Raw genomic sequence first — 21802 nt, 5'->3', positions numbered from 1 at the left:
ATTAGTTTGTTACTTTGATGTCGCCAACACCTACTTCAACGTCAATATCATGCAGCCCATTGCCTCGGTAGCTTGAGTGAGAGCTAACGACTTTGCGGCTGGTGTTAGCCTCTTTTTTCAAGCCGCGAATCTTGGTGTCGCCCACACCGGTATCTAGTTCGATGCGTCTGTAATCGTCAAGCGCACTATCAATTCTTACTGCGCCCACACCAAGTTCAATCTCAACTGAATTACTTGCGTCGTTAATCTCAATATCACCTACACCTAGCTCAACATCAATTGCCATTGATTTAGGCATTTTTACATGCCAGTTTTGTTGAATGTCATCGTTATCTAATTTTAAGCTAAGTGAGCTGGCACTTTGCGAGTGGCTTAATTCAATATTTGATAAATCAACATCAGAGCTGAACCAGCTATTGTCATTTATTGGTTCAATGCGAACCGTAACCACGACTTCACTGCCGTCATAACTTTCGACTTCTAAGCTGCCCACCGGAAAATCAATATCAAGCTGGCTTGCGCCATTCACTGTAAAGTTATGACTTAGCTCACGTGAGTCTTTTGCCATTGCGTATGTTGTTGTAAGTGCTAGGCCTATTGCTGCTACACAAAGTAATTTTTTCATTGTCTGATTCCTGTTAATGACCTTTTATACCTTAGTCGCAGCCGTGTTTAAAAAAGGTTTAAACGATTTTTAATTTTTTATCGAATGCGGTAACGTCAAGCTAACGGTAACTTAGAATGAGGATTCAAAGTGCAACAAGTGCAGTTGGTTAATGTTCGAGCCAGCCTGAAGGGCCAAGGCAATGACGTTTATTATTTAGATGAGCTCAATATCAATGTATCGCCATTGCAGCAATGGGTTTTACTTGGCGCTAATGGGTCGGGTAAATCGGCTGTGGCCGCTGCCATTGCTGGTTTTGCGAAAATAGAGCAAGGCCAGTATGAGAATAGCTTTGAGCGTATAGCATTGGTATCGCCAGACAGCCAAAAGCAGCTCCTCGCGGCCGAGTTAACTAAAGATCAAGATGATATTATTGAGGGTGTTACGGCTACGAGTACAGTTTATGAGCTGATTATTGCAGGTCGAGACGAGCAACAGCTTGATAGTGATTTGCTACAGCAACTAATAAGCCTATTTGATTTTAGTGACAAACTTAGCAAAGCATTTCGCGATTTATCGACCGGCGAAACCCGCAAACTAATGTTGATTCAAGCCATAATCGGTCGACCAGATTTACTTGTGCTTGATGAGCCTTTTGATGGTTTAGATGTTACGGCAATGGCTGAACTTAATCAGCTACTCACTGAGCTTAGTAAAACAACGACCCTTATTTTTGTGCTCAATCGCTTAACTGAGATCCCTGACTTTGTGGATCATTACGCCTACGTTAAAGAGGGTCATGTGGCTCAGCAATTAGCAAAGCCTACAGCCGAGCAGCGCGATGATTTACTTAAGCTATTGCACCTTACTCATACTCAGCTACAAATACCTGAGGCAGATATTGACCATCAAGCGCCTCCGCTCACAGACTCTATGCTGGTAAGATTAAACAACGCATCAGTCAGTTATGGCGGCGAGGCTATATTTGAAAAACTAAACTGGCAAATTAACCAAGGCGAACATTGGCAGTTAACAGGTAAAAATGGTTCAGGTAAAACCTGTTTGCTGAACCTTATCACGGGTGATAACCCGCAGTGTTACAACAACGATATCAAGGTGTTTGGCTACCAGCGCGGCAGTGGTGAGAGTATTTGGCAAATTAAACAGCACATTGGTTATATTTCTAACGCGCTGCATATGGATTATCGAGTGAGTATCACCGCACTCAATACGGTTGTTTCGGGCTTTTATGACAGCATTGGTCTTTACCAAAAAGCCACTGATAAGCAACTTGCCATTGCCAAAAAGTGGTTAGCGTTATTAGGTTTAAGTGATAAACAAAGCAGTTCATTTAGCCAACTGTCTTTTGGTGATCAGCGCTTATTGTTGATTGCTCGGGCTATGGTTAAACACCCTAACTTATTGATTCTTGATGAGCCTTGCTTAGGTCTTGATGAAGCGAATAGGCAGCGCGTGTTATTACTAATAGAAAAAATCTGTGCTGCAGGCACCAGCACCGTGGTGTATGTTAATCACCACGCGAGTGACAAAATAGTCGGTATCAACAATTATTTAGAGATGGCTTATTTCACAAAAAAGCGCCATAAGGCGCTTTTTAAACGATTGAAATCATTTAAATACGGGTAACGGTAAAACCCTTATCTGTTAATTGCTTCAATAAGCCGTGTTGCTCTGGTAAGTGCAAAGCGCCCACTGCAATGAACAGCTTTTCTTTACCGATGCGAGTAGATAGTTGATTAACCCAATCGTTGTTACGGTCTATCAACATCACTTGCTCGCTTAGCTGGCCATACTGAGAGTCATCAAAGCTTTCGTTATAAAACTGTGTAAGTGTTTTCATGTCACCTGATTTCCAAGCCTTGATCAGGCCAAAAAAGTAGGTGTCTACATCTGCAAGTTGGTCGAACGTTTCTTCGATCATTTTGTCATTCATGATTGCTAAGTGCTCAAACATTTCCATTTGTCGTTCAAGAGTTTCTAGCTCACCAACAGAAATTTTATGTTCTTGAGCATAAGCAAGTACTTGCTTGTCTATGCCGTATTGATCTGAAAAACCAACGCTTTGGAACTCCATTTGCATCATGGTGACCATCACCGCCCACGGTGCTAAGTTCTTAAACATCGCAATATCAATTGATTTATCCGCAAAGTACTTTTGCAGTTTTGCATAGTTTTCTGGTGATAATTCTGATTGTAAGGTTTTGCCATTTTTCAGCATCATAAATGGTAATGAGCGACGCTGCATTTCCATCGGTGAAATAGCGCTGATATCCACCTCAACAATGACTTTATCTGAGTTATCGAGTGCTTTTTTTACCTTGCTCGGTAAGCCTTTCATGCTGTCATCGCCAACATGTACGGTACCAAATAAATATGAGGCAACGCCGTTTTTTTCTACTTTCCATAATCCCGGCTCGGCAAGTGCATGTTGGCTAAAACCAAGCAGTAGCACCATAAAAAACAGGGCATTTATACGTTGGACGAATTTCATAACTTTCCTTTTCATTACGTGGTTATTTTCAATACTAAACTAATTTTTTAAAGAGGCGTTAAATTAAATCGGCTTTAAGCAGAAAAAATTACATTTAATTGCCAAAAATTAATCAATCATAGAATGGCAGATAAAGAGGTATGAAATTTCAATATTTAGCAAATGGCGAAAAATAAATCTTATTAATGGTAAAGTTTAGATATTTATTTCTATAAAGTCGTTTTTTTGCTTATTTTTTGAATTGAATTTTATGTTGACTTAACGCCCCCAGCGCGGTACTAATAGAAAAAGACAGCGGGATGGCTAGATTTCCGCTACAAATGAACAGAATTTGGTTACAGATAAATGCTTACAAACAAACTTTCTCTAATTCTAATTAACGTCGTGGTGATTATTATTACCGCGGGGGCTAGTTAGTGCTTAGAGAAAAGTGAAGCATTTAAAAAGCCCCCCGCACTTAACAGTCCGGGGGGCTTTTTTGTTTTAAGGTTTGAGTCGCAGCAAATACACAATGTCACTGAGGAATGAGGATTTACGATGACAGGCGCAGAGTTAACAATCGATTTATTAGCCAAACATGGCGTTAAGGATGTTTTTGGTTACCCAGGCGGTGCCATCATGCCTATTTACGACGCCTTGTACGGTGCGCCAGTCAAACATTATTTGACGCGTCATGAACAAGGAGCGGGTTTTGCAGCAGTGGGGTTTGCCCGCAGCACAGGTAAGTTAGGTGTGTGTTTTGCAACATCAGGCCCTGGTGCAACCAACTTAATAACCGCTCTTGCTGATGCAATGATGGATTCAGTGCCGTTACTTGCCATCACAGGGCAAGTACCTACCGCCGCAATAGGCTCCGACGCCTTTCAGGAAGTGGACGTGTTAGGTATGTCGTTATCATGTACTAAACATAGTTACATGGTTGAAAGAGCAGAAGATTTAGCCGAAATCCTACAAGAAGCCATCCACTTAGCGCAAAGCGGCCGCCCAGGTCCTGTGTTAGTTGATATCCCGAAAGACATCCAAATGGCACAAGTGCCATTCCACCCTTGGTTAGCCGCCGAAGATCATTTACCAAAATTAGACCCGAACCAAGTTGCAATAGCTAATCAAATCTTAAGTGAAGCACAGCGCCCTGTGGCGTATATCGGTGGTGGTGTACAAGCTGCTGATGCACAAAATGAGCTTATGCAGTTTTTAGAAAAAACACATATGCCTGCGGTATCAACGTTGAAAGCGTTAGGCAGTGTATTACCTGATTATGAATATGATTTGGGTATGCTAGGTATGCATGGCGGTAAAGCAGCTAACTTAGCAGTGCAAGAGTGTGATGTTTTGGTTTGTATCGGTGCCCGTTTTGACGACCGTGTTACTGGCAATTTAAGCAAGTTTGCCGCAAAAGCAAAAGTGATACACCTTGATATCGACGCAGCAGAGGTTGGTAAGCGTAAGCCTGCAAAAGCGTCATTAGTCGCAGATTTAAAAACGTCATTACCGCAACTTGATTGTTTTGTAACGCCTGATGAATGGTTAACGCATATCGAAAGCATGATGAAAGAGCATGCATGGCGTTATGACTATCCAGGCGAGAAAGTATTTGCCCCATATTTATTAAACCAACTAAGCCAAAAAATGCCAGCAACGGGTGTTGTGTGCTGTGATGTGGGTCAGCACCAAATGTGGGTGGCGCAGCACATGAAGTTTAGCCACCCAAGCAATCATTTAAGTAGTGGTGGTGCAGGTACCATGGGCTTTGGTTTACCGGCCGCTATCGGCGCCCAGGTTGCTCGTCCAAATGATTTTGTGATCACGGTGTCGGGTGATGGCTCAATCATGATGAACATTCAAGAACTGGCTACAATTCGCCGTAACAATCTGCCAGTTAAAATTCTAATCTTAGATAACCAGCGCTTAGGCATGGTACGTCAATGGCAGCAGCTATTTTTTGAAGGTCGTTATTCTGAAACAAACCTTTCAGATAATCCTGATTTCGTGCAGTTAGCAGCGGTGTTTGGCATTCCAGGTCAAACCATCACTAAAGCAGATGAAGTCGATGCTGCGGTTGATGCGTTAGTTAATAGTGAAGGTCCATACATTCTGCATGCCTGTATTGATGATAAAGAAAATGTATGGCCGCTTGTACCACCGGGTGCAGCTAATGATGAAATGATGACGGAGACAGTAAAATGAAACACACCCTAACGATTGCACTAAAGAATCAAAGTGTCGCTGTAGAGCGCTTTTTACGCGTTGCACGTCATCGCGGCTTTGACCTAACAACCATGAATTTAGAAATGGCTGATGAAGCGTTTCACGTCACTATGACGGTAGACAGCGATAAGCCAATTTATCTACTAACATCACAATTGAATAAATTGGTTGATGTTAAACAAGTTAATGTTGAAAACCAATTTCAACAACAAGCAATCTAGTAAAAAATCAACAGGTAACTAGAGCAGTCAGAGTGATGCTTGAGTGAGAAATAAATTAGGAATGAGGAAGTCAGTGGCATGCCACTGCAACAACTGAGGTAATTATGGCTAAATTAAGAAGTGCAACAACAACAGAAGGTCGCAAACGTGCAGGGGCGCGTGCTTTGTGGCGTGCAACAGGGATGACAGATAAAGACTTCGGTAAGCCAATTATCGCTGTTGTTAACTCATATACTCAGTTTGTACCGGGTCATGTTCACCTTAACCAACTTAGTGAGCTGATGGCTGAAACCATCACCGAAGCCGGTGGTGTACCAAAAGAATTTAATACTATTGCAATCGACGATGGTATCGCAATGGGTCACGGCGGCATGCTGTATTCACTACCATCGCGTGACTTAATTGCTGACTCAGTGGAATACATGGTTAATGCACACTGTGCTGATGCCATGATCTGTATTTCTAACTGCGACAAAATCACCCCAGGGATGATGCTAGCTGCACTGCGTTTAAATATTCCGGTTATTTTCGTATCAGGTGGTCCAATGGAAGCGGGTAAAACACGCCTTGCTGATATCGACATTAAACTTGATTTAGTGGATGCCATGGTGAAAGGCGCTGATACCACAGTAAGCGATGAAGACTCTGAAAAAGTCGAGCGTTCTGCGTGTCCTACTTGTGGTTCGTGTTCGGGTATGTTTACTGCCAACTCAATGAACTGCTTATTAGAAGCGATTGGTTTAGCGCTGCCGGGTAACGGTACCACACTTGCTACGCATAAAGACCGTAAACAACTTTACGTTGAAGCAGGTGCGCGCATTGTTGATTTATGCCGTGAGTATTATCAAAAAGATAATGCAGCAGTATTACCACGTGCGATTGCTAATCGCACTGCCTTTATGAATGCAATGGTAGTTGATATTGCTATGGGTGGTTCATCAAATACGGTTTTACACTTATTAGCTGCCGCGCAAGAAGCGGGTGTCGATTTTGACATGTCGCACATCGATGAGCTTTCCCGTAAAACTCCTTTCCTTTGTAAAGTGGCACCCGCAACCAATAAATATCACATTGAAGATGTGCACCGCGCTGGTGGCATGATGGCAATTATCCGTGAGTTAGGTAAAGCAGGCCTTGTTGATTTATCTGTTGATCACGTTGCAGGCCACAGTATGGCTGAAATGGTGGCTAAATGGGATGCCACCGATCCGAATAATGAAGTAGCGCAAAAATTCTATAAAGCAGGCCCAGCCGGTATCCGTACTACAAAAGCAATGAGCCAAGAATGTCGCTGGCCAGAACTTGATAATGACCGTGAAAACGGCTGTATCCGCAGTGTTGAAAATGCCTTTCGTCAAGATGGTGGCCTAGCTGTACTTTCAGGTAACTTAGCCCTTGATGGCTGTATTGTTAAAAGTGCTGGCGTAGTTGAAGAAATGCTGCACTTTGAAGGCCCTGCTGTTGTATACGAATCACAAGATGATTCGGTTGAAGGCATCCTTAATGGTGAAGTAAAAGCAGGCGATGTTGTTGTAATTCGTTACGAAGGGCCAAAAGGCGGCCCAGGCATGCAAGAAATGCTGTATCCAACGAGTTACTTAAAATCAATGGGCTTAGGTGAAAAGTGTGCGCTTATCACCGATGGTCGTTTCTCGGGTGGTACATCAGGTTTATCAATTGGTCACGTTTCACCAGAAGCAGCAAGCGGTGGTGCAATCGCTTATGTTGAAAATGGCGATAAAATAGTAATTGATATCGCAACCCGTGAAATCACTTTGGCGTTGTCTGATGAAGAGCTTGAAGCGCGTAAACAAAAGCAACTAGCACGCGGTAAAGATGCTTATAAACCACTTGATCGTGACCGCTATGTTTCATCTGCACTTAAAGCCTATGCATTACTTGCAACCAGTGCAGACAAAGGAGCTGTTCGCGATTTAGCAAAACTTGAGGAGCTTAGTTAATTATGGTTTCTCAAGAGCTCGATTATTTTCGCGCTATCATCCAAGCGAACATGGAGCCGCTTGCAAAAGTCACTGAGGTCAGCGAAATGGCTGATCTTAGTGCTCGGTTAGGCAACCATGTGTGGTTAAAGCGTGAAGACCAACAACCGGTTTATTCATTTAAGCTTCGTGGTGCATTTCATAAACTGAGCAAGTTGCCAAAAGGGTCTGATGTGATCACAGCCTCAGCGGGTAACCATGCGCAAGGGGTTGCACTCAGTGCCTCATTTTTAGGGCATAACGCAACGATTGTGATGCCAGTTACAACACCAGAAATTAAAGTGAATGCAGTACGTTCACTCGGTGGTGAAGTGGTATTACACGGCCATCATTTTGATGCGGCAAAAGCCCATGCTTTAGAACTGACAGAGCAGCGTAACGGGGTGTTTGTGCCACCGTTTGATGATCCTGATGTGATTGTTGGCCAAGGTACCGTTGCCCGTGAATTAATGCAGCAATTGAACGACCTCGATGCTGTTTTTATTCCTGTTGGCGGTGGTGGTTTACTTGCAGGCATGGCGGTGTACATTAAGTCGTTACGTCCTGATATCAAAGTCATTGGTGTTGAAGCTGACGAGAGTGCTTGCCTAAAAGCAGCGCTTGAAGCGGGCAAGCCCGTTGAGCTTGACCGTGTTGGCAGCTTTGCAGATGGTGTAGCCGTAAAAGTCATCGGCACAGAAACATTTCGTTTAGCGCAAAAGTTTTGTGATGAAGTGGTCACTGTAACGGGCGATGAAATCTGCGCCGCAATGCAAGATATCTTTGTTTCGACTCGTGCGATAGCAGAACCTTCAGGGGCGCTATCAACAGCAGGGCTGAAAAAATGGTGCCAACAAAATGGTGTTAAAGGCTTAAATGTAGCTGCGATTTTATCGGGTGCAAACTTAAACTTTGACCGCTTACGTTATGTTGCAGAGCGAACGGCTCTCGGTGAAAAGAACGAAGCACTGCTTGCCGTGACCATAAAAGAAGAAAAGGGTAGCTTTAAGCAGTTTTGTAACTCATTAGGTGGCAGAGCTATCACCGAGTTTAATTACCGTTATGCAGGCCCCGGCGAAGCACAAATTTTTGTTGGTATTGCATTAAGGCAAGGGCAGCAAGAGCTTGAAGAGTTAAAAGCGGCACTGACAGAAAACGACTACACGTTTTGCGATCTATCAGATAACGAGCTGGCTAAATTGCATGTTCGTTATATGGTGGGTGGTAAAGCGCCAGCTCAACTTCATGAGCGTTTATTACGCTTTGAGTTTCCTGAATACCCAGGTGCACTGGCACGATTCTTAGATACCCTTGGTAGTAATTGGAATATCACTTTATTCCATTATCGTAATCATGGTGGAGCGATTGGTAATGTGCTGGCGGCCTTTGCTATTGAACCGAGTGATTATGAGGTATTCAATGAGCATTTGAACCGTTTGGGATACAACGTTCAAGATGAAACGAACAATCCATGTTTCACCCAGTTCCTAACCAGCCAAGGTCAGGAGTTGAGCGCAGTGAAAGTGGCTAATTAGTAGCTTAATATAATCAAGGCTGCTAATTAGTAGCCTTGTTTTTTTGTCTATTTTTCCTATAGTTATTGCACGGTTCTCAATCAAGGATGATGCGTGCAAGGAATGAAAAGTCTACTAGGGTTAATCTGTCTAATGCTCTCTATGAGCGCACAGAGCGTTGATAACGTTAGCTTACAATTAAAATGGACTCACCAGTTTCAATTTGCAGGTTATTATATGGCTGCAGAAAAAGGCTTTTACAAGGAAGCGGGCCTTAATGTTGCTATTATACCTGCCGACCCAAATGACCCTGATACCTTTCCTAAAGTGTTAAACGGCCAAGCCGACTTTGCCATTACTCACTCAGGCATATTACAAAAACGCCAGCAAGGCGCATCGGTTGTTGCCCTTGGAGCCATTCTGCAGTTTTCGCCTTACTGCTGGATGGTAAAGAATAACTCCGATATTTTTCAGCCCAGAGACTTTGTTGGAAAGAAACTCAGCAAAGTTAGCTCACTAGAAAATGCAGAACTCTTGGTCATGTTACAGCGTGCTGGATTGAGCCAAGAAAGCTTGATGGCAGCTAGCCATGAAGGCGGCGTTAAAGAGTGGCTTGCCGGTGATTTAGATGCGGTGCAAGTGTATGTCACCAATGAGCCTTACAGCATGACTCTTAGAGGGGTTGGCTATCGACTCATTTGCCCGCAAAAGTTCGGCTTGAATGTGTATGGTGATATTTTATATACCTCTGAGCAGTTTTTAGCGAAGAAGCCAGAGGTTGTAGAGCGTTTTTACCGCGCGAGCCTAAAAGGGTGGCGATATGCTTTATTGCACTTAGAAGAAAGCATCGATGTGACCAAGCAGCACTATGCTAAACATAAAAGCGTACAGGAGCTGGCTTATGAAGCACATGTTTTGGCAAGCTATATTCAACCTCCAGGGATTAAGTTAGGCAATATGTCGATGGCAAAATGGCGTTTAATTGCAGATCTATATGGCATCGAGCAAGCTGATTTTGATCAGGCTTTTGATGGCTTTATGTATGATCAGCAGCAAGCTGAAGCTATTGAGCTGTCGTGGATGTTGATCCTCGCCATCATTTTAAGTATTGCGTGTGTGCCATTGTACAGTCGCTTGATCAGCAGTAACCGACGTTAAATAAGCTAAAAGCTGTTATACTGCTCTTTATTTCTTGTCGCTAAGTAGTTATGACACTTGCCGAGCACTTTGCAGCTTTAGATGCACTGCTATTTTCAACCCGCCAATACTGGCAATGTACCGCATTTGATTTTGATGATCTTCCTTGGCCTGAATTAGCCAACTTATTATGGGCGCTTGATGACCAACAAGTGAGTGAACTTGATGCCGATCAGCAAGCTTTATATCGTTATTTTACTGAGGCAATAGAGGGTATCGACCAGTTGGCTGAGTTGTGTAATTTGCCTGCTATAAGTGCTGCCCGTAATGAATTTCCATTTTGGATAAGTAATGGCATTAAGGGCCGTAAGTTTGAACAACTACAAGACTTTGTCGCGGCCATTAGTCAGCAGTCATTAAACCAGCCTGTTTTAGAATGGTGTGCAGGTAAAGGGCATTTAGGTCGTATGTTGGCATTTAATGGGGCACCACGTGTCCATAGCATTGAGCTACAACAACACTTGTGCGATCAAGGTCAACACAGTGCTAAGCAACAGCAATTGGCGATGCAGTTTTCACAGGCTGATGTATTAACCGATGACACAGATGGCTTTTTTGAAAGCCAGCAGCATGCAGTTGCATTGCATGCCTGTGGTCGTTTGCATCAAACATTTATGCAGCAAGCAAGTAAAGCGAAAACCCAGCAAATTAGTTTTTCACCGTGCTGTTATCATTTATTCACTGATAACGCTTATCAAGCAATGAGCGAGCCCGTAAAAAAAAGCCAACTTGCGCTTACTCATCGCGATTTAAAACTGGCGCTGCAAGAAACGGTAACCGCACCGAGCCGAGTTGATAAGGTCAGAAAAACAGAGGTTGAATGGCGTCTTGGATTTGATGCGTTACGTAAATCACTGACCGGTGAAATGCACTATGTGAGTGTGCCATCAGTGAACAAAGCGATCTTCTCTGATTCGTTTAACTCATTTTGTTTATGGGCTGCTGAGAAAAAATCATTACATTTACCTGAAGGTATTGATTACAATAAGTTTTTAGAGATAGGTAAAAAGCGCAAAAGGGTCACCGAGCGAGTTGAACTCGTCCGACATGTGTTCAGAAGGGCAATTGAAGTTTGGCTCGTGCTCGATCGTGCTTTATATTTGCAACAACAAGGGTATCAAGTAACAGTTAGTACGTTTTGCGAAAAGCAGCTGACACCAAGGAATATCTTGATCCAAGCTAATTATTAAAAACCGTAAAGAGGCGCAATGAGAAAGTTAAAAAATTTATTCGAAAATAATAGACGTTGGGCAGCGCGTACGAGTGAAAATGATCCTGAGTTTTTTAAAATTCTATCAATGCAGCAAAATCCAGAGTATTTGTGGATCGGTTGTTCTGACTCGCGTGTACCTGCAAACGAAATTGTAGACTTATTACCGGGTGAGCTATTTGTTCACCGTAACGTAGCAAATGTCGTTGTGCATACTGACCATAACTGTCTTTCGGTAATGCAATACGCTGTTGAAGTGCTGAAAGTGAAGCACATCATGGTCGTTGGTCACTATGGCTGTGGTGGTGTTCAAGCAGTATTAAACGAAGCGCGTTTTGGCTTAATTGATAACTGGCTACGCCATGTAGGTGATGTAAAAGAAAAACACATCGAACAACTCAATGCATTACCTGAGCAAGAGCGTTTAAATAGCTTAATTGAACTAAACGTTATCGAACAAGTACGTAACGTGTGCCGTACTAACATTGTGCAAGATGCTTGGGCGAAAGGCCAAGATTTAACAATTCATGGTTGGGTGTATGGCTTAGCGAATGGTCACCTTAATGATCTTGAGTCGGTTGTGACCTGTGCTGAAGAAGCTAGTGATACCTACGGTATCGCCGTTAAGCGTGTATTCGAACGCGTGGCAGAAAAAAGCTAAAACCTAAACTAGTTAGGTACAAAAAAGGAGAGCTAATTCGCTCTCCTTTTTTATTGTTCGTCTTGTTTGCTAGCAAGTTGCTGCTCGAGTAATGCAACTTTCTCTTCAAGCTCAGTGAGTTTTTCACGAGTACGAATAAGTACTTGGCTTTGAATATCAAACTCATCACGGCTTACAAAGTCCATCTCAGCAAGTTTGTTTTGAATAGCTTGCTTTGTTTTGCCTTCAACTGTTTCGGCAAGGTTTTTCACGCCTTGCGGCATGTTGTCAGTAATTTGCTTAGCGATTTCTTCAAGTTTTGCTGGGTTGATCATCTTCGTCCCTTGAGTCACGTAAAAAAACAATCTTACCTTATTGGCTAGGCGTAGTGTAGTGATTACGGTAAAATTGCCCGTCCTGTCTTTGGATAATTTCTTTAGGGGCTTATGAAACTCAACCCAAAACAAGATGAAGCGGTAAAGTATATCAGTGGACCGTGTCTGGTATTAGCCGGTGCGGGCTCTGGTAAAACGCGTGTTATTACTAATAAAATCGCTTACTTGGTGCAAAAGTGTGAGTATCAAGCGCGCAATATTGCGGCGGTAACTTTTACCAATAAAGCGGCAAAAGAAATGCGCGAGCGTGTAACGCAAACACTGGGTAAACAAGAGTCGAAAGGCTTATGGGTTTCAACGTTTCATACCCTTGGGCTTGAGATCATCAAAAAAGAGTTAACGACGCTAGGGTTTAAACCCGGTTTTTCGTTGTTTGATGATCAAGATACCAACCAGTTACTAGCCGAGCTGACCGAAGAAGAACTAAAAAAAGACAAAGACTTACTCAACCTACTAAAAATGCAAATAGGTAACTGGAAGAACGAATTGATTCTGCCAGAGCGTGCTGTTCGCGAAGCCCGTGAGCCACAAAAAGCCTTATTTGCTCAGCTGTATGCGCGTTATCAAAATCAACTACGTGCTTATAATGCCCTTGATTTTGATGATCTGATCATGATCCCTACTTTATTGTTAGGCCAAAATGCTACTGCGCGTGAGCGTTGGCAGCAGCGTTTTCGTTACCTACTGGTGGATGAGTATCAAGATACCAACACCAGTCAGTATCAGTTGGTTAAGTTATTGGTGGGTGAACGAGCTCGTTTTACAGTGGTAGGTGATGATGACCAATCAATTTACTCATGGCGCGGTGCTAAGCCTCAAAACCTTGTACTATTGAGTAAAGATTTTCCGGGCTTACGTTTAATTAAGCTTGAACAAAACTACCGAAGCGCAGGGCGAATTCTAAAAGCGGCGAATATTTTGATCGCCAATAACCCTCACGAGTTTGATAAAAAGCTATTCAGTGAACTTGGTTATGGTGAGCCAATCAAAGTGATTGGTTGTCGTGATGAAGAGCATGAATCAGAGCGAGTGGTGGCAGAGATCATTTCTCATAAATTCATGAAGCGTACCAGCTACAAAGATTACGCGATTTTATACCGTGGTAACCATCAAGCGCGCGTGTTTGAAAAAGCACTTATGAGCAACCGTATTCCTTATAAGATAAGCGGTGGCATGTCGTTTTTCTCGCGTTCAGAGATTAAAGATATCATGGCGTATTTACGCTTATTGGTGAACCAAGATGATGACAATGCCTTTTTACGTATTGTAAATACGCCACGCCGTGAGATTGGTACGGTCACACTCGAAAAACTTGGCACCCTTGCTAATGAAAAGCATATCAGCTTATTTGCAGCCTGTTTTGAACCTGAACTTGCACACCGCTTAAAAGGCCGTGGTTTTAATGCCTTAGCTGGTTTTGCCCGCTGGGTGGTTGAGCTTTCTGATAATGCGGTACGCGGCGATACCCTTGAAGCTGTGAAAGAGTTAGTTAGGCAAATTAACTACGAAGCATACCTTTATGAGTCATCACCGAGTGCAAAAGCTGCTGAAATGCGCATGAAGAACGTTTCAGAGCTTTATCGTTGGATCACCGACATGCTAACAGGGGACGCAGACAACCCGCCGCTGAACCTTGCTGAGGTGGTTAGTAAACTGACTTTACGTGACATGCTTGAACGTAACGAAGAGGAAGACGAATCTGATGCGGTACAATTACTGACACTGCATGCTTCAAAAGGTTTGGAGTATCCGTATGTGTTCATGGTTGGCATGGAAGAGGGGTTACTACCACACCAAGTAAGTATCGATGAAGATAACGTTGAAGAAGAGCGTCGTCTTGCTTATGTAGGTATAACCCGTGCTCAACAAGAGTTGGTAATGACTTATGCTAAGTTACGTCGTCAATTTGGTGAAACGTCAGATACTGAGCTCAGTCGCTTTGTGCAGGAGTTACCACAAGATGACTTAGCCTTTGAAGCGAAAAAGCCACCGTCTTCACAGGCTGAGCGTATGGAAAAAGGCCAAGCCCGTGTAGCTAATCTAAGAGCGATGCTTAAGAAGTAATTATTTGTGCGCTTGGTGTTTCGTATTCGAAGGGCGCCAGCGCATGCTGTTTACCAATAAACAACGACAACCCGTGCTTATCGAGTAACGTGCGGTAGTTAAAAATCGACGGTCCTTTCGCGATTACTTTGATATTTTGCAGCTTAGTAATCGCCAGTACACCTTGCAGTTGTAAGTGATAGTTTTCTTGCTGTAATACGCGCTTGCTAAATGTTGAACTTAATAACAAGTAATCGAATTGAAACTCAGTCAGTAAGTTTAACTCACAGCGATCTTTAGCAAATTCATTCAACCCAATCGAAAATCCTTGTGCGACCAAGTTTTTTAAATTTTCAATTTGTACCGCTGATGCGTAACGAATTTCTTGTTCGTTGAATAACAGACACATTCTATTCGCATCGTGGGCTTTTAATAGCTTACATAGTGCTTGAAAATTAATACGTTCAAGGACTAAGCCAGAGCAAGGGAACAATACTTTTTCTTTCTTACTGTCACTTACTAAGCTGAATGCTTGTTTTAGTAAGTTAAGTTCAACCTCAAAGTGCTGTACTCTATCGGTCGCAAACTTCTTAAGTACTTCAAAGCTGGTGCTGCCAAGTACAGGGTGTTCACCAAATGCTTCGAGTAAAGACTCTGCGCGAGTTTGCTCATCCAAGGTAATGATTTCGGCACTTCTAAAGTGCATAGGCAAGTCATCTAAGTGATGCATATTGTCAGCATCATGTTGCACATTACTGGCATTAAGCAGCGGATGGAAACATTCAAAGCGATTACGGCCTGCATTTTTAGCGTAATACATGGCGGCGTCGGCATCACGTATAATTTCATCGGTGTGCTTGTAGCTTGGTTTTGAGTAAGTAATACCAATACTGGCACCACTTTGAATGCATTGACCCTTCATACAGAAAGGTTTTCTCATTATTTCGATGATACGTTTGGCAACATCTTGAGCTTGCTGTTGCTCAGTTAAGTGAGTGAGCAATACCACAAACTCATCACCACCTAAACGTGCAAGTAAATCATGCTCACGGATACAATGCGAGAAAGATTCAGCAACACCAATTAAAAATTGATCGCCTGCTTGGTGACCAAGGTGATCGTTGATGTCTTTAAATTTATCAAGGTCAATAAATAACACTGCAAACTGCTGCTCTGGATAGCGCTGATAATGCTGCAATGTTTTTTCTAACTGTGTTAGGAATAAACTGCGATTAGGTAAACTGGTTAATGAGTCATGGTGTGCATCGTGGTACAGCTGTTGTTCTATTTTTTTACGCTCTTCAATTTGCATCTGTAAGTGCAGGTTTGCTTGGCGTAACTCTTTCGTTTTCTCTGCAACTCTGTTTTCCAGCTTTTGATGATTTAGCTTTAACTCTTGATTTGCTAAATGGGTTTGAATGACGTTGGCTATTTGATGCGATACAAAGGTAATTAACTCACAGTCATCTTGCGTGAATTCGTGTTTATTATTATACGCTTGGCAAACTATTAGACCAATGACACCTTGCGATGTTTTAAGTGGTGCACCTAACCAGCTAGTTGCTGTTCGTTCAGCCGGGACGTCTACGGGCCTTTCAACAACGCCTAACTTAATTAGATTATTTGCTTTATCAATATCGATGACTTGGCATTCTTCGGAGCTTAAAACAAGTTCACTAAAACCTTTTGCAAAAGGTCTCGGCCTGCCTGTGTCATTGTATTCATCGACACAGTACGGAAAACTTAACCAGTGAGTTTGCTCATCATAAAGGGCAATATATAGGTTGTCTGCATAGGTAATGGTTTTAATAATTTCGTGAACATGTTTATAAACGTCGTCAAGATTTTCACTTAAGGTTGCCAGCTCTGATATTTTAAAAAGGATCTGTTGACGCTCTAACGCTTTTTTACGTTGCTGTATTTCTTCATTGAGAGCTTGATTACTTTGTGTCAGTGCACGAGTGCGAATTTTAACTTCTGATTCGAGCAGTTCACGTTTCTTAACTCGTTCGATGGCCGTTGCCAAATAAAGTGACATTACTTCTAGCAACTCAATTTGTTGCTCAGAATAACTCAGGTCTTTTTCATAGCTTTGCGCGACCATCACTCCAATTATTGACTTATCGCGGTATACAGGAACTCCAACCCAATGCTCGGCAGGTGTGCCAAAGCATTTGAGTAAGCCCTGTTCAACCGCTAGCTCTGTTTGTTGTTTGGTAAAGTAGCTGGTTTTACCTTGCTTAAATACGTAACCTGTCAGGCCTTCTTTAAAGTACTGCTCATACTTCAATGGCACAGAGAGGCCATCTTTTTCGTCGGCAAAATAAGATAACTCAAGGTTATCGTAAACAGGGTTATGCAAAACCACGAAGAAGTTTTTACTTGGAATATAGTCTTGCAGGATGTTGTGGATAGCAGGGTAAAGCAAGGTTAATTCGGCAACAGTACTCGCTTGCTCTGATAATTGTAAAAGAGCATGTTGCAAGTGATGTGATTGCTTATACTTTTGTAAAAGCGATTTTAAGCGAACATTTTTACGTGCAAGCTTATCAAAGTGTGTTGCTGAATCTTCCAATGATTTAGAACTCATTTTATTATTGTTTAAATATCGTCCTTAATAGTTCCACTTTTTTATTAGATCGTCAAGTAACAGCTGTTAACAAAATAGTAATTTATTATGGTCATATTTGGCTACAGAGCTAGCCTCGCGCCCTGATAAAGGCATAAAAAAAGGGCTTATAAAAATAAGCCCTTAGTATTAGATTTGAAACTGTTACTTGCTAGTCATGAAATCGATAGCAGCGCTGATCTCTTCATCAGAACAGTCCATACACGTACCTTTAGGAGGCATCGCGTTGAAACCATTGATTGCATGGTCAAGTAAAGTGTCCATGCCTTTAGCAATACGAGGAGCCCAATCATCAGCTGATTTAGGTGCGCCTAGTGCACCAGTGCCGTGACAAGCAAAGCATGCTGCTTGGTAAACTTGTTCACCAGAACGAGGGCCTGTAGGTTCAGCAGCGGCTGCAGCTTTATCACCTTCTAGATAGACAGAACCAATTGGCGCTAGACGCTTTTTGATAGCATCTTCAGTCAAAGAGTTGTCATACGCTTGTGCATATGCCGTTGTTGCTAGCAGTAATAATGCAGCTGATAGTTTTTTCATTTTGCCTTGCTCACTTCGATTTGAACGTGATCAATCACGATATATATGACGGAAATTAGAACGATTATAACGCTAAGCCACAATTTATAAAATGATCTAAAAGGCTTTTTCTTGAGAAAAACCGTCATTTTTTTGCGTTAGCGCAAGAAAAGCCAGCATAAAATACTGGCTCTTAGCTTGATGCTTAAGCAAGCTCTAATACTTTGTTAACTAATTTTTCGATACCCGCATCTGCATCTAAAATACTTTGGGCCAACATATAGGCTGGGGTAGTGACCACTTTATGTTGTTGATCAACAACGATATCGTTCACAGCACAGCTTTGGTGTGCTCCACCAAGTTGTTCTATAGCTGCGGCGGTCTCTGCATCGCTCCCAATGGTTGTTTTTACACCTTTACCATAAATAAGCGGCAGCATGGCAGGCGCAATACATATATAACCAGCTGCTTTGTTGGCATCGACAAAAGCCTTCGCTGTTGTCAGTACATCACCTTGAACTTGTGCATCAGCACCTTTCACAGCAAAGTCGGATAGGTTTTTCGCGGCACCAAAACCACCCGGTACGATCAAGGCATCGAACTCATCTACATTTAGCTCAGTGAGCGCTTTTATTTCACCGCGGGCAATACGTGCAGCTTCAACTAGCACATTACGATTAGGTGTCATTTCTTCACCTGTTACGTGATTAACGGTGTGCATTTGTTCGATATCGGGTGCGAAGCATTCATAGCTCGCGCCTGCTTTAGCGATATGTAATAAGGTTAATACGGCTTCATTGATTTCTGCGCCGTCGTAAACACCGCAACCAGCTAAAATTACAGCAACTTTTTTCATTTTTGAACTCTCCTTAATGCGACTAGCTTAAGTTTAACAAGGATACGAGCATGGCGACAAAATAAAAAATTTTCGTCGCTTGATAACTCGCAAAGCATGATGAATAGCTGTTTATGCCATTTTATAAATTACTAACGAAAAAAAAAGTATAAAGGATCGCTATGATCTTTGATCCATTATGCTAGAATACTCCTCCGGTTATGAAAAGGGATGTTAATTCGGTATCGAATAAGCAAAAGGTTATCGCTACTAAAACCGTTTTCCACATCGGACAAAAATAATAAAAAAAGAACGCCGTAATATCTTTTTTAAATAAAAACATAAGCTTATCTAATTTTCCTAAATGTTTTTTCATTTTGGGAGAATTAACTGTGTCTGTTATCTACAAAGTTATCCACAGCTTGCTCTGTCATAAAGCTTTATTGGTTAATAATTCACAGTCGTTTTCTTCATGACCTTATGGCATGCTTACAAACAATTTAATGTTATTCAATTAGGATCCAATTTCACCATGGCTCAGATCCCTGAAAATCCACTTATTCTTGTAGATGGTTCTTCTTATTTATTCCGTGCATACCATTCGCCACCGCACCTTACTAACTCAAAAGGTGAAGCGACAGGCGCAATCTATGGCGTAGTTAATATGCTTAAGAGTTTGATCAAGCAATATGATCCATCGCACATGGTGGTGGTATTTGATGCCAAGGGTAAAACCTTCAGAAATGATATGTACAGCGAATATAAAGCGAATCGTCCGCCAATGCCGGATGATTTACGCACACAGATCGCACCACTGCATAACATTATTAAAGCAATGGGTTTTCCACTGATTAGTATTGAAGGTGTTGAAGCTGACGATGTTATCGGTACGTTTGCGCGAATAGCCTCAGAGCAGCAGCGTCATGTGCTGATCTCGACTGGCGATAAAGATATGGCGCAGCTTGTTAATGAGCATGTTACGCTGATCAATACCATGACAGATAGCATTTCAGATCCAGAAACCGTGGTTGAGAAGTTTGGCGTTGGTCCAGAATTGATCATTGATTACCTTGCCCTAATGGGTGACAAAGTCGATAACATCCCAGGTGTTGATGGCTGTGGTCCAAAAACAGCGGTGAAGTGGCTGCAAAAATATGGATCATTACAAGGTGTCATTGATCATGCAGGTGAAATAAAAGGCAAGATTGGTGAAAAGCTTGCTACAGCACTTGATCATTTGCCACTTAGCTATGAGTTAGCAACAATTAAGTGTGATGTTGAGGTTGAGTCAGATCTTGAAAGCTTTAAGCTGCAAGAGCCTAATCGTGACGAATTGATTGCACTTTATGGTGAGTGTGAGTTCCGCCGTTGGTTAGCTGAGCTACTTGATAACCCTAAAGACGCTGACACGCATTTAGATGTGCCAACTGAAGCTAACGAACTACCAAAAGTTGCTGATGCACACTACGAAACAATCTTAACTGAAGAGCAACTTGATACCTTAGTGGCGCAGTTAAATGACGCCGAATTGTTTGCTTTTGATACTGAAACAACCAGCCTTGATTATATGCAAGCGCAATTGGTTGGTATGAGCTTTGCGGTTAAAGCCGGTGAAGCGGCTTACCTTCCGGTTGGTCACGATTACCCAGATGCGCCTGAGCAATTAAGCTTAGAAACCGTAATGGCAAAAATTGGCCCAATCTTAGCTGACGAAAACAAAGCGAAAGTGGGGCAAAACCTTAAGTATGATAAAAGCGTGTTAGCTAACGCAGGTTTTGAATTAAAAGGCATTAAATACGACACCATGCTGGAGTCGTATGTATTTAATAGTGTAGGCAGCCGCCATGATATGGACTCGTTGGCACTGAAATACCTTGGTCACAAAAATATCAGCTTTGAAGATATTGCCGGTAAAGGTAAGAAGCAGTTAACGTTTAATCAAATTGAGCTAGAAAAAGCGGCGCCTTATGCTGCTGAAGATGCCGATATAACGCTACGTCTTCATCAAGTATTATGGCCAAAAATTGATGCTGATAGCCACTTAAAATCGGTATTCGAAGAGATTGAGTTACCACTTGTCACAGTGCTTTCTGATATTGAGCGTACTGGTGTTGCAATTGATAGCAACATGCTAGCAGCTCATAGCCAACGTTTAGGTGAACGCCTGTTAGAGCTTGAGCAAGAAGCTTATGATATTGCGGGTGAAAAATTTAACTTAGGCTCACCTAAGCAACTGCAAGCTATTTTGTTTGAAAAACTTGAGCTGCCTGTTATCAAGAAAACACCTAAGGGTGCACCTTCGACAGCAGAAGAGGTGTTACAAGAACTTGCTCATGATTATCCGTTACCAAAAGTGATTATTGAGCACCGTGGTTTATCTAAACTTAAATCAACCTACACAGATAAACTTCCGCTAATGGTTGATGAGCGCACTAAGCGAGTGCATACCTCTTACCATCAAGCTGTAACAGCAACAGGTCGTTTAAGTTCAACGGATCCTAACTTGCAGAATATTCCAATTCGTTCAGAAGAAGGCCGTCGAATTCGTGAAGCCTTTATTGCTGCACCAGGCCATAAAATTGTGGCTGCCGATTACAGCCAAATTGAATTACGTATCATGGCGCATTTATCTCAAGATAAAGGCCTATTAACTGCCTTTGCGAATGGTTTAGATGTTCACAGTGCAACAGCGGCAGAAGTCTTCGGGGTTAGCCTTGAAGAGGTTACCAGCGATATGCGCCGTAAAGCTAAAGCGGTTAACTTCGGTTTAATTTATGGCATGTCGGCGTTTGGTTTATCACGTCAATTAGATGTACCACGTCATGAAGCACAGCATTATATTGATAAATACTTCGAGCGTTTCCCTGGCGTACTTGAGTACATGGAAACAACCCGTGAAAAAGCAGCTGATAAAGGGTATGTAGAAACGATTTTTGGCCGCCGCTTACATTTACCTGAAATCAATGCCCGTAACGGTGCTCGTCGTAAAGCCGCTGAGCGTGCTGCGATCAACGCACCAATGCAAGGGACTGCTGCAGATATCATCAAAAAAGCGATGCTAAAAGTTCATCAATGGGTGAACGCACAAGCTGCAGGTTCAGTTAAGCTGCTCATGCAAGTGCACGATGAATTAGTGTTCGAAATTAAAGAAGAATCTGTGGACGACTATAAAGCTGAAATTTGTAAGTTAATGTCAGAAGCCGCTACTCTTGATGTGCCTCTGATTGTTGAAGCCGACAGCGGTGACAACTGGCAACAAGCTCACTAATATCTAAACTAAGAGCCACGATATAACAATT

Annotated in this window: 16 protein-coding genes; 10 read left to right on the top strand and 6 right to left on the bottom strand. The window is 42.4% G+C overall.

Annotation, left to right across the window (positions count from 1 at the left end):
• Position 1: 1 nt before the first annotated feature.
• Positions 2-625 (bottom strand): hypothetical protein, encoded by a 624-nt coding sequence (locus L1272_RS12510; protein ID WP_235373552.1) that lies wholly within the window; start codon positions 623-625, stop codon positions 2-4.
• A 129-nt stretch (positions 626-754) separates the two neighbouring features.
• On the opposite strand from L1272_RS12510, the gene modF reads away from it, so the two are divergent.
• Positions 755-2251: a molybdate ABC transporter ATP-binding protein ModF gene (gene modF, locus L1272_RS12505; RefSeq protein ID WP_235373551.1), complete on the top strand. Its 1497-nt coding sequence runs from the start codon at positions 755-757 to the stop codon at positions 2249-2251.
• Here the strand turns inward: modF and L1272_RS12500 are convergent.
• Complete coding sequence (locus L1272_RS12500; protein ID WP_138619838.1) at positions 2238-3116, bottom strand: TraB/GumN family protein; 879 nt, start codon at positions 3114-3116, stop codon at positions 2238-2240. The genes modF and L1272_RS12500 overlap by 14 nt on opposite strands.
• 537 nt (positions 3117-3653) lie before the next feature.
• On the opposite strand from L1272_RS12500, the gene ilvG reads away from it, so the two are divergent.
• The 7 genes from ilvG (at position 3654) to can (ending at position 12106) form a co-directional block, all read left to right on the top strand.
• Entirely contained in the window at positions 3654-5303 is a 1650-nt protein-coding gene (gene ilvG / locus L1272_RS12495; RefSeq protein WP_054554109.1) for an acetolactate synthase 2 catalytic subunit, read from the top strand.
• Entirely contained in the window at positions 5300-5545 is a 246-nt protein-coding gene (gene ilvM, locus L1272_RS12490; protein ID WP_235373550.1) for an acetolactate synthase 2 small subunit, read from the top strand. The genes ilvG and ilvM overlap by 4 nt, the downstream gene beginning before the upstream one ends.
• Before the next feature lie 104 nt (positions 5546-5649).
• The gene (gene ilvD / locus L1272_RS12485) at positions 5650-7506 is read left to right on the top strand and encodes a dihydroxy-acid dehydratase (RefSeq protein ID WP_054554111.1); all 1857 of its coding nucleotides are present in this window, start codon (positions 5650-5652) and stop codon (positions 7504-7506) included.
• A gap of 2 nt (positions 7507-7508) precedes the next feature.
• Complete coding sequence (gene ilvA, locus L1272_RS12480) at positions 7509-9059, top strand: threonine ammonia-lyase, biosynthetic (RefSeq protein ID WP_235373549.1); 1551 nt, start codon at positions 7509-7511, stop codon at positions 9057-9059.
• A gap of 141 nt (positions 9060-9200) precedes the next feature.
• Complete coding sequence (locus L1272_RS12475; protein WP_228482690.1) at positions 9201-10196, top strand: ABC transporter substrate-binding protein; 996 nt, start codon at positions 9201-9203, stop codon at positions 10194-10196.
• A gap of 50 nt (positions 10197-10246) precedes the next feature.
• Positions 10247-11425 (top strand): methyltransferase, encoded by a 1179-nt coding sequence (locus L1272_RS12470; RefSeq protein WP_054554113.1) that lies wholly within the window; start codon positions 10247-10249, stop codon positions 11423-11425.
• An 18-nt stretch (positions 11426-11443) separates the two neighbouring features.
• Positions 11444-12106 (top strand): carbonate dehydratase, encoded by a 663-nt coding sequence (can, locus tag L1272_RS12465; protein WP_054554114.1) that lies wholly within the window; start codon positions 11444-11446, stop codon positions 12104-12106.
• A 50-nt stretch (positions 12107-12156) separates the two neighbouring features.
• Here the strand turns inward: can and ubiK are convergent, their stop codons facing one another.
• A complete protein-coding gene (gene ubiK, locus L1272_RS12460; protein ID WP_054561163.1) occupies positions 12157-12420 on the bottom strand; it encodes a ubiquinone biosynthesis accessory factor UbiK in 264 nt (87 codons plus the stop codon).
• A gap of 111 nt (positions 12421-12531) precedes the next feature.
• Here ubiK and rep point away from each other — a divergent pair, with 111 nt between their 5' ends.
• Complete coding sequence (gene rep / locus L1272_RS12455; protein WP_054554116.1) at positions 12532-14544, top strand: DNA helicase Rep; 2013 nt, start codon at positions 12532-12534, stop codon at positions 14542-14544.
• On the opposite strand, the gene L1272_RS12450 is transcribed toward rep, so the two are convergent.
• From L1272_RS12450 to elbB, 3 genes are all read right to left on the bottom strand, one after another.
• Entirely contained in the window at positions 14534-17113 is a 2580-nt protein-coding gene (locus tag L1272_RS12450; protein ID WP_054554117.1) for a bifunctional diguanylate cyclase/phosphodiesterase, read from the bottom strand. The two genes, rep and L1272_RS12450, sit on opposite strands and share 11 nt — an antisense overlap.
• A gap of 183 nt (positions 17114-17296) precedes the next feature.
• Entirely contained in the window at positions 17297-17689 is a 393-nt protein-coding gene (locus L1272_RS12445) for a c-type cytochrome (protein ID WP_199529998.1), read from the bottom strand.
• Between the two features lie 184 nt (positions 17690-17873).
• Positions 17874-18524, bottom strand: a complete 651-nt coding sequence (elbB, locus tag L1272_RS12440) for an isoprenoid biosynthesis glyoxalase ElbB (protein WP_235373548.1) — start codon at positions 18522-18524, stop codon at positions 17874-17876.
• 511 nt (positions 18525-19035) lie between these two features.
• Between elbB and polA the strand changes: the two genes are divergently transcribed.
• Positions 19036-21771, top strand: a complete 2736-nt coding sequence (gene polA, locus L1272_RS12435; protein ID WP_235373547.1) for a DNA polymerase I — start codon at positions 19036-19038, stop codon at positions 21769-21771.
• Positions 21772-21802: the final 31 nt, after the last annotated feature.

It is taken from the genome of Pseudoalteromonas sp. PAST1 (assembly GCF_021532515.1).
Classification (GTDB): Bacteria; Pseudomonadota; Gammaproteobacteria; order Enterobacterales; family Alteromonadaceae; genus Pseudoalteromonas; species Pseudoalteromonas simplex.
The sequence above is the reverse complement of the archived record's forward strand: the minus strand, read 5'-3'. Positions and strand labels throughout refer to the sequence as shown.

Coding starts and splice junctions, on each gene's coding strand:
- L1272_RS12510 (WP_235373552.1), bottom strand. CDS start 625: ATGAAAAAATTACTTTGTGTAGCAGCAATAGGCCTAGCACTTACAACA.
- L1272_RS12500 (WP_138619838.1), bottom strand. CDS start 3,116: ATGAAATTCGTCCAACGTATAAATGCCCTGTTTTTTATGGTGCTACTG.
- ilvG (WP_054554109.1), top strand. CDS start 3,654: ATGACAGGCGCAGAGTTAACAATCGATTTATTAGCCAAACATGGCGTT.
- ilvM (WP_235373550.1), top strand. CDS start 5,300: ATGAAACACACCCTAACGATTGCACTAAAGAATCAAAGTGTCGCTGTA.
- ilvD (WP_054554111.1), top strand. CDS start 5,650: ATGGCTAAATTAAGAAGTGCAACAACAACAGAAGGTCGCAAACGTGCA.
- ilvA (WP_235373549.1), top strand. CDS start 7,509: ATGGTTTCTCAAGAGCTCGATTATTTTCGCGCTATCATCCAAGCGAAC.
- L1272_RS12475 (WP_228482690.1), top strand. CDS start 9,201: ATGAGCGCACAGAGCGTTGATAACGTTAGCTTACAATTAAAATGGACT.
- L1272_RS12470 (WP_054554113.1), top strand. CDS start 10,247: ATGACACTTGCCGAGCACTTTGCAGCTTTAGATGCACTGCTATTTTCA.
- can (WP_054554114.1), top strand. CDS start 11,444: ATGAGAAAGTTAAAAAATTTATTCGAAAATAATAGACGTTGGGCAGCG.
- ubiK (WP_054561163.1), bottom strand. CDS start 12,420: ATGATCAACCCAGCAAAACTTGAAGAAATCGCTAAGCAAATTACTGAC.
- rep (WP_054554116.1), top strand. CDS start 12,532: ATGAAACTCAACCCAAAACAAGATGAAGCGGTAAAGTATATCAGTGGA.
- L1272_RS12450 (WP_054554117.1), bottom strand. CDS start 17,113: ATGAGTTCTAAATCATTGGAAGATTCAGCAACACACTTTGATAAGCTT.
- L1272_RS12445 (WP_199529998.1), bottom strand. CDS start 17,689: ATGAAAAAACTATCAGCTGCATTATTACTGCTAGCAACAACGGCATAT.
- elbB (WP_235373548.1), bottom strand. CDS start 18,524: ATGAAAAAAGTTGCTGTAATTTTAGCTGGTTGCGGTGTTTACGACGGC.
- polA (WP_235373547.1), top strand. CDS start 19,036: ATGGCTCAGATCCCTGAAAATCCACTTATTCTTGTAGATGGTTCTTCT.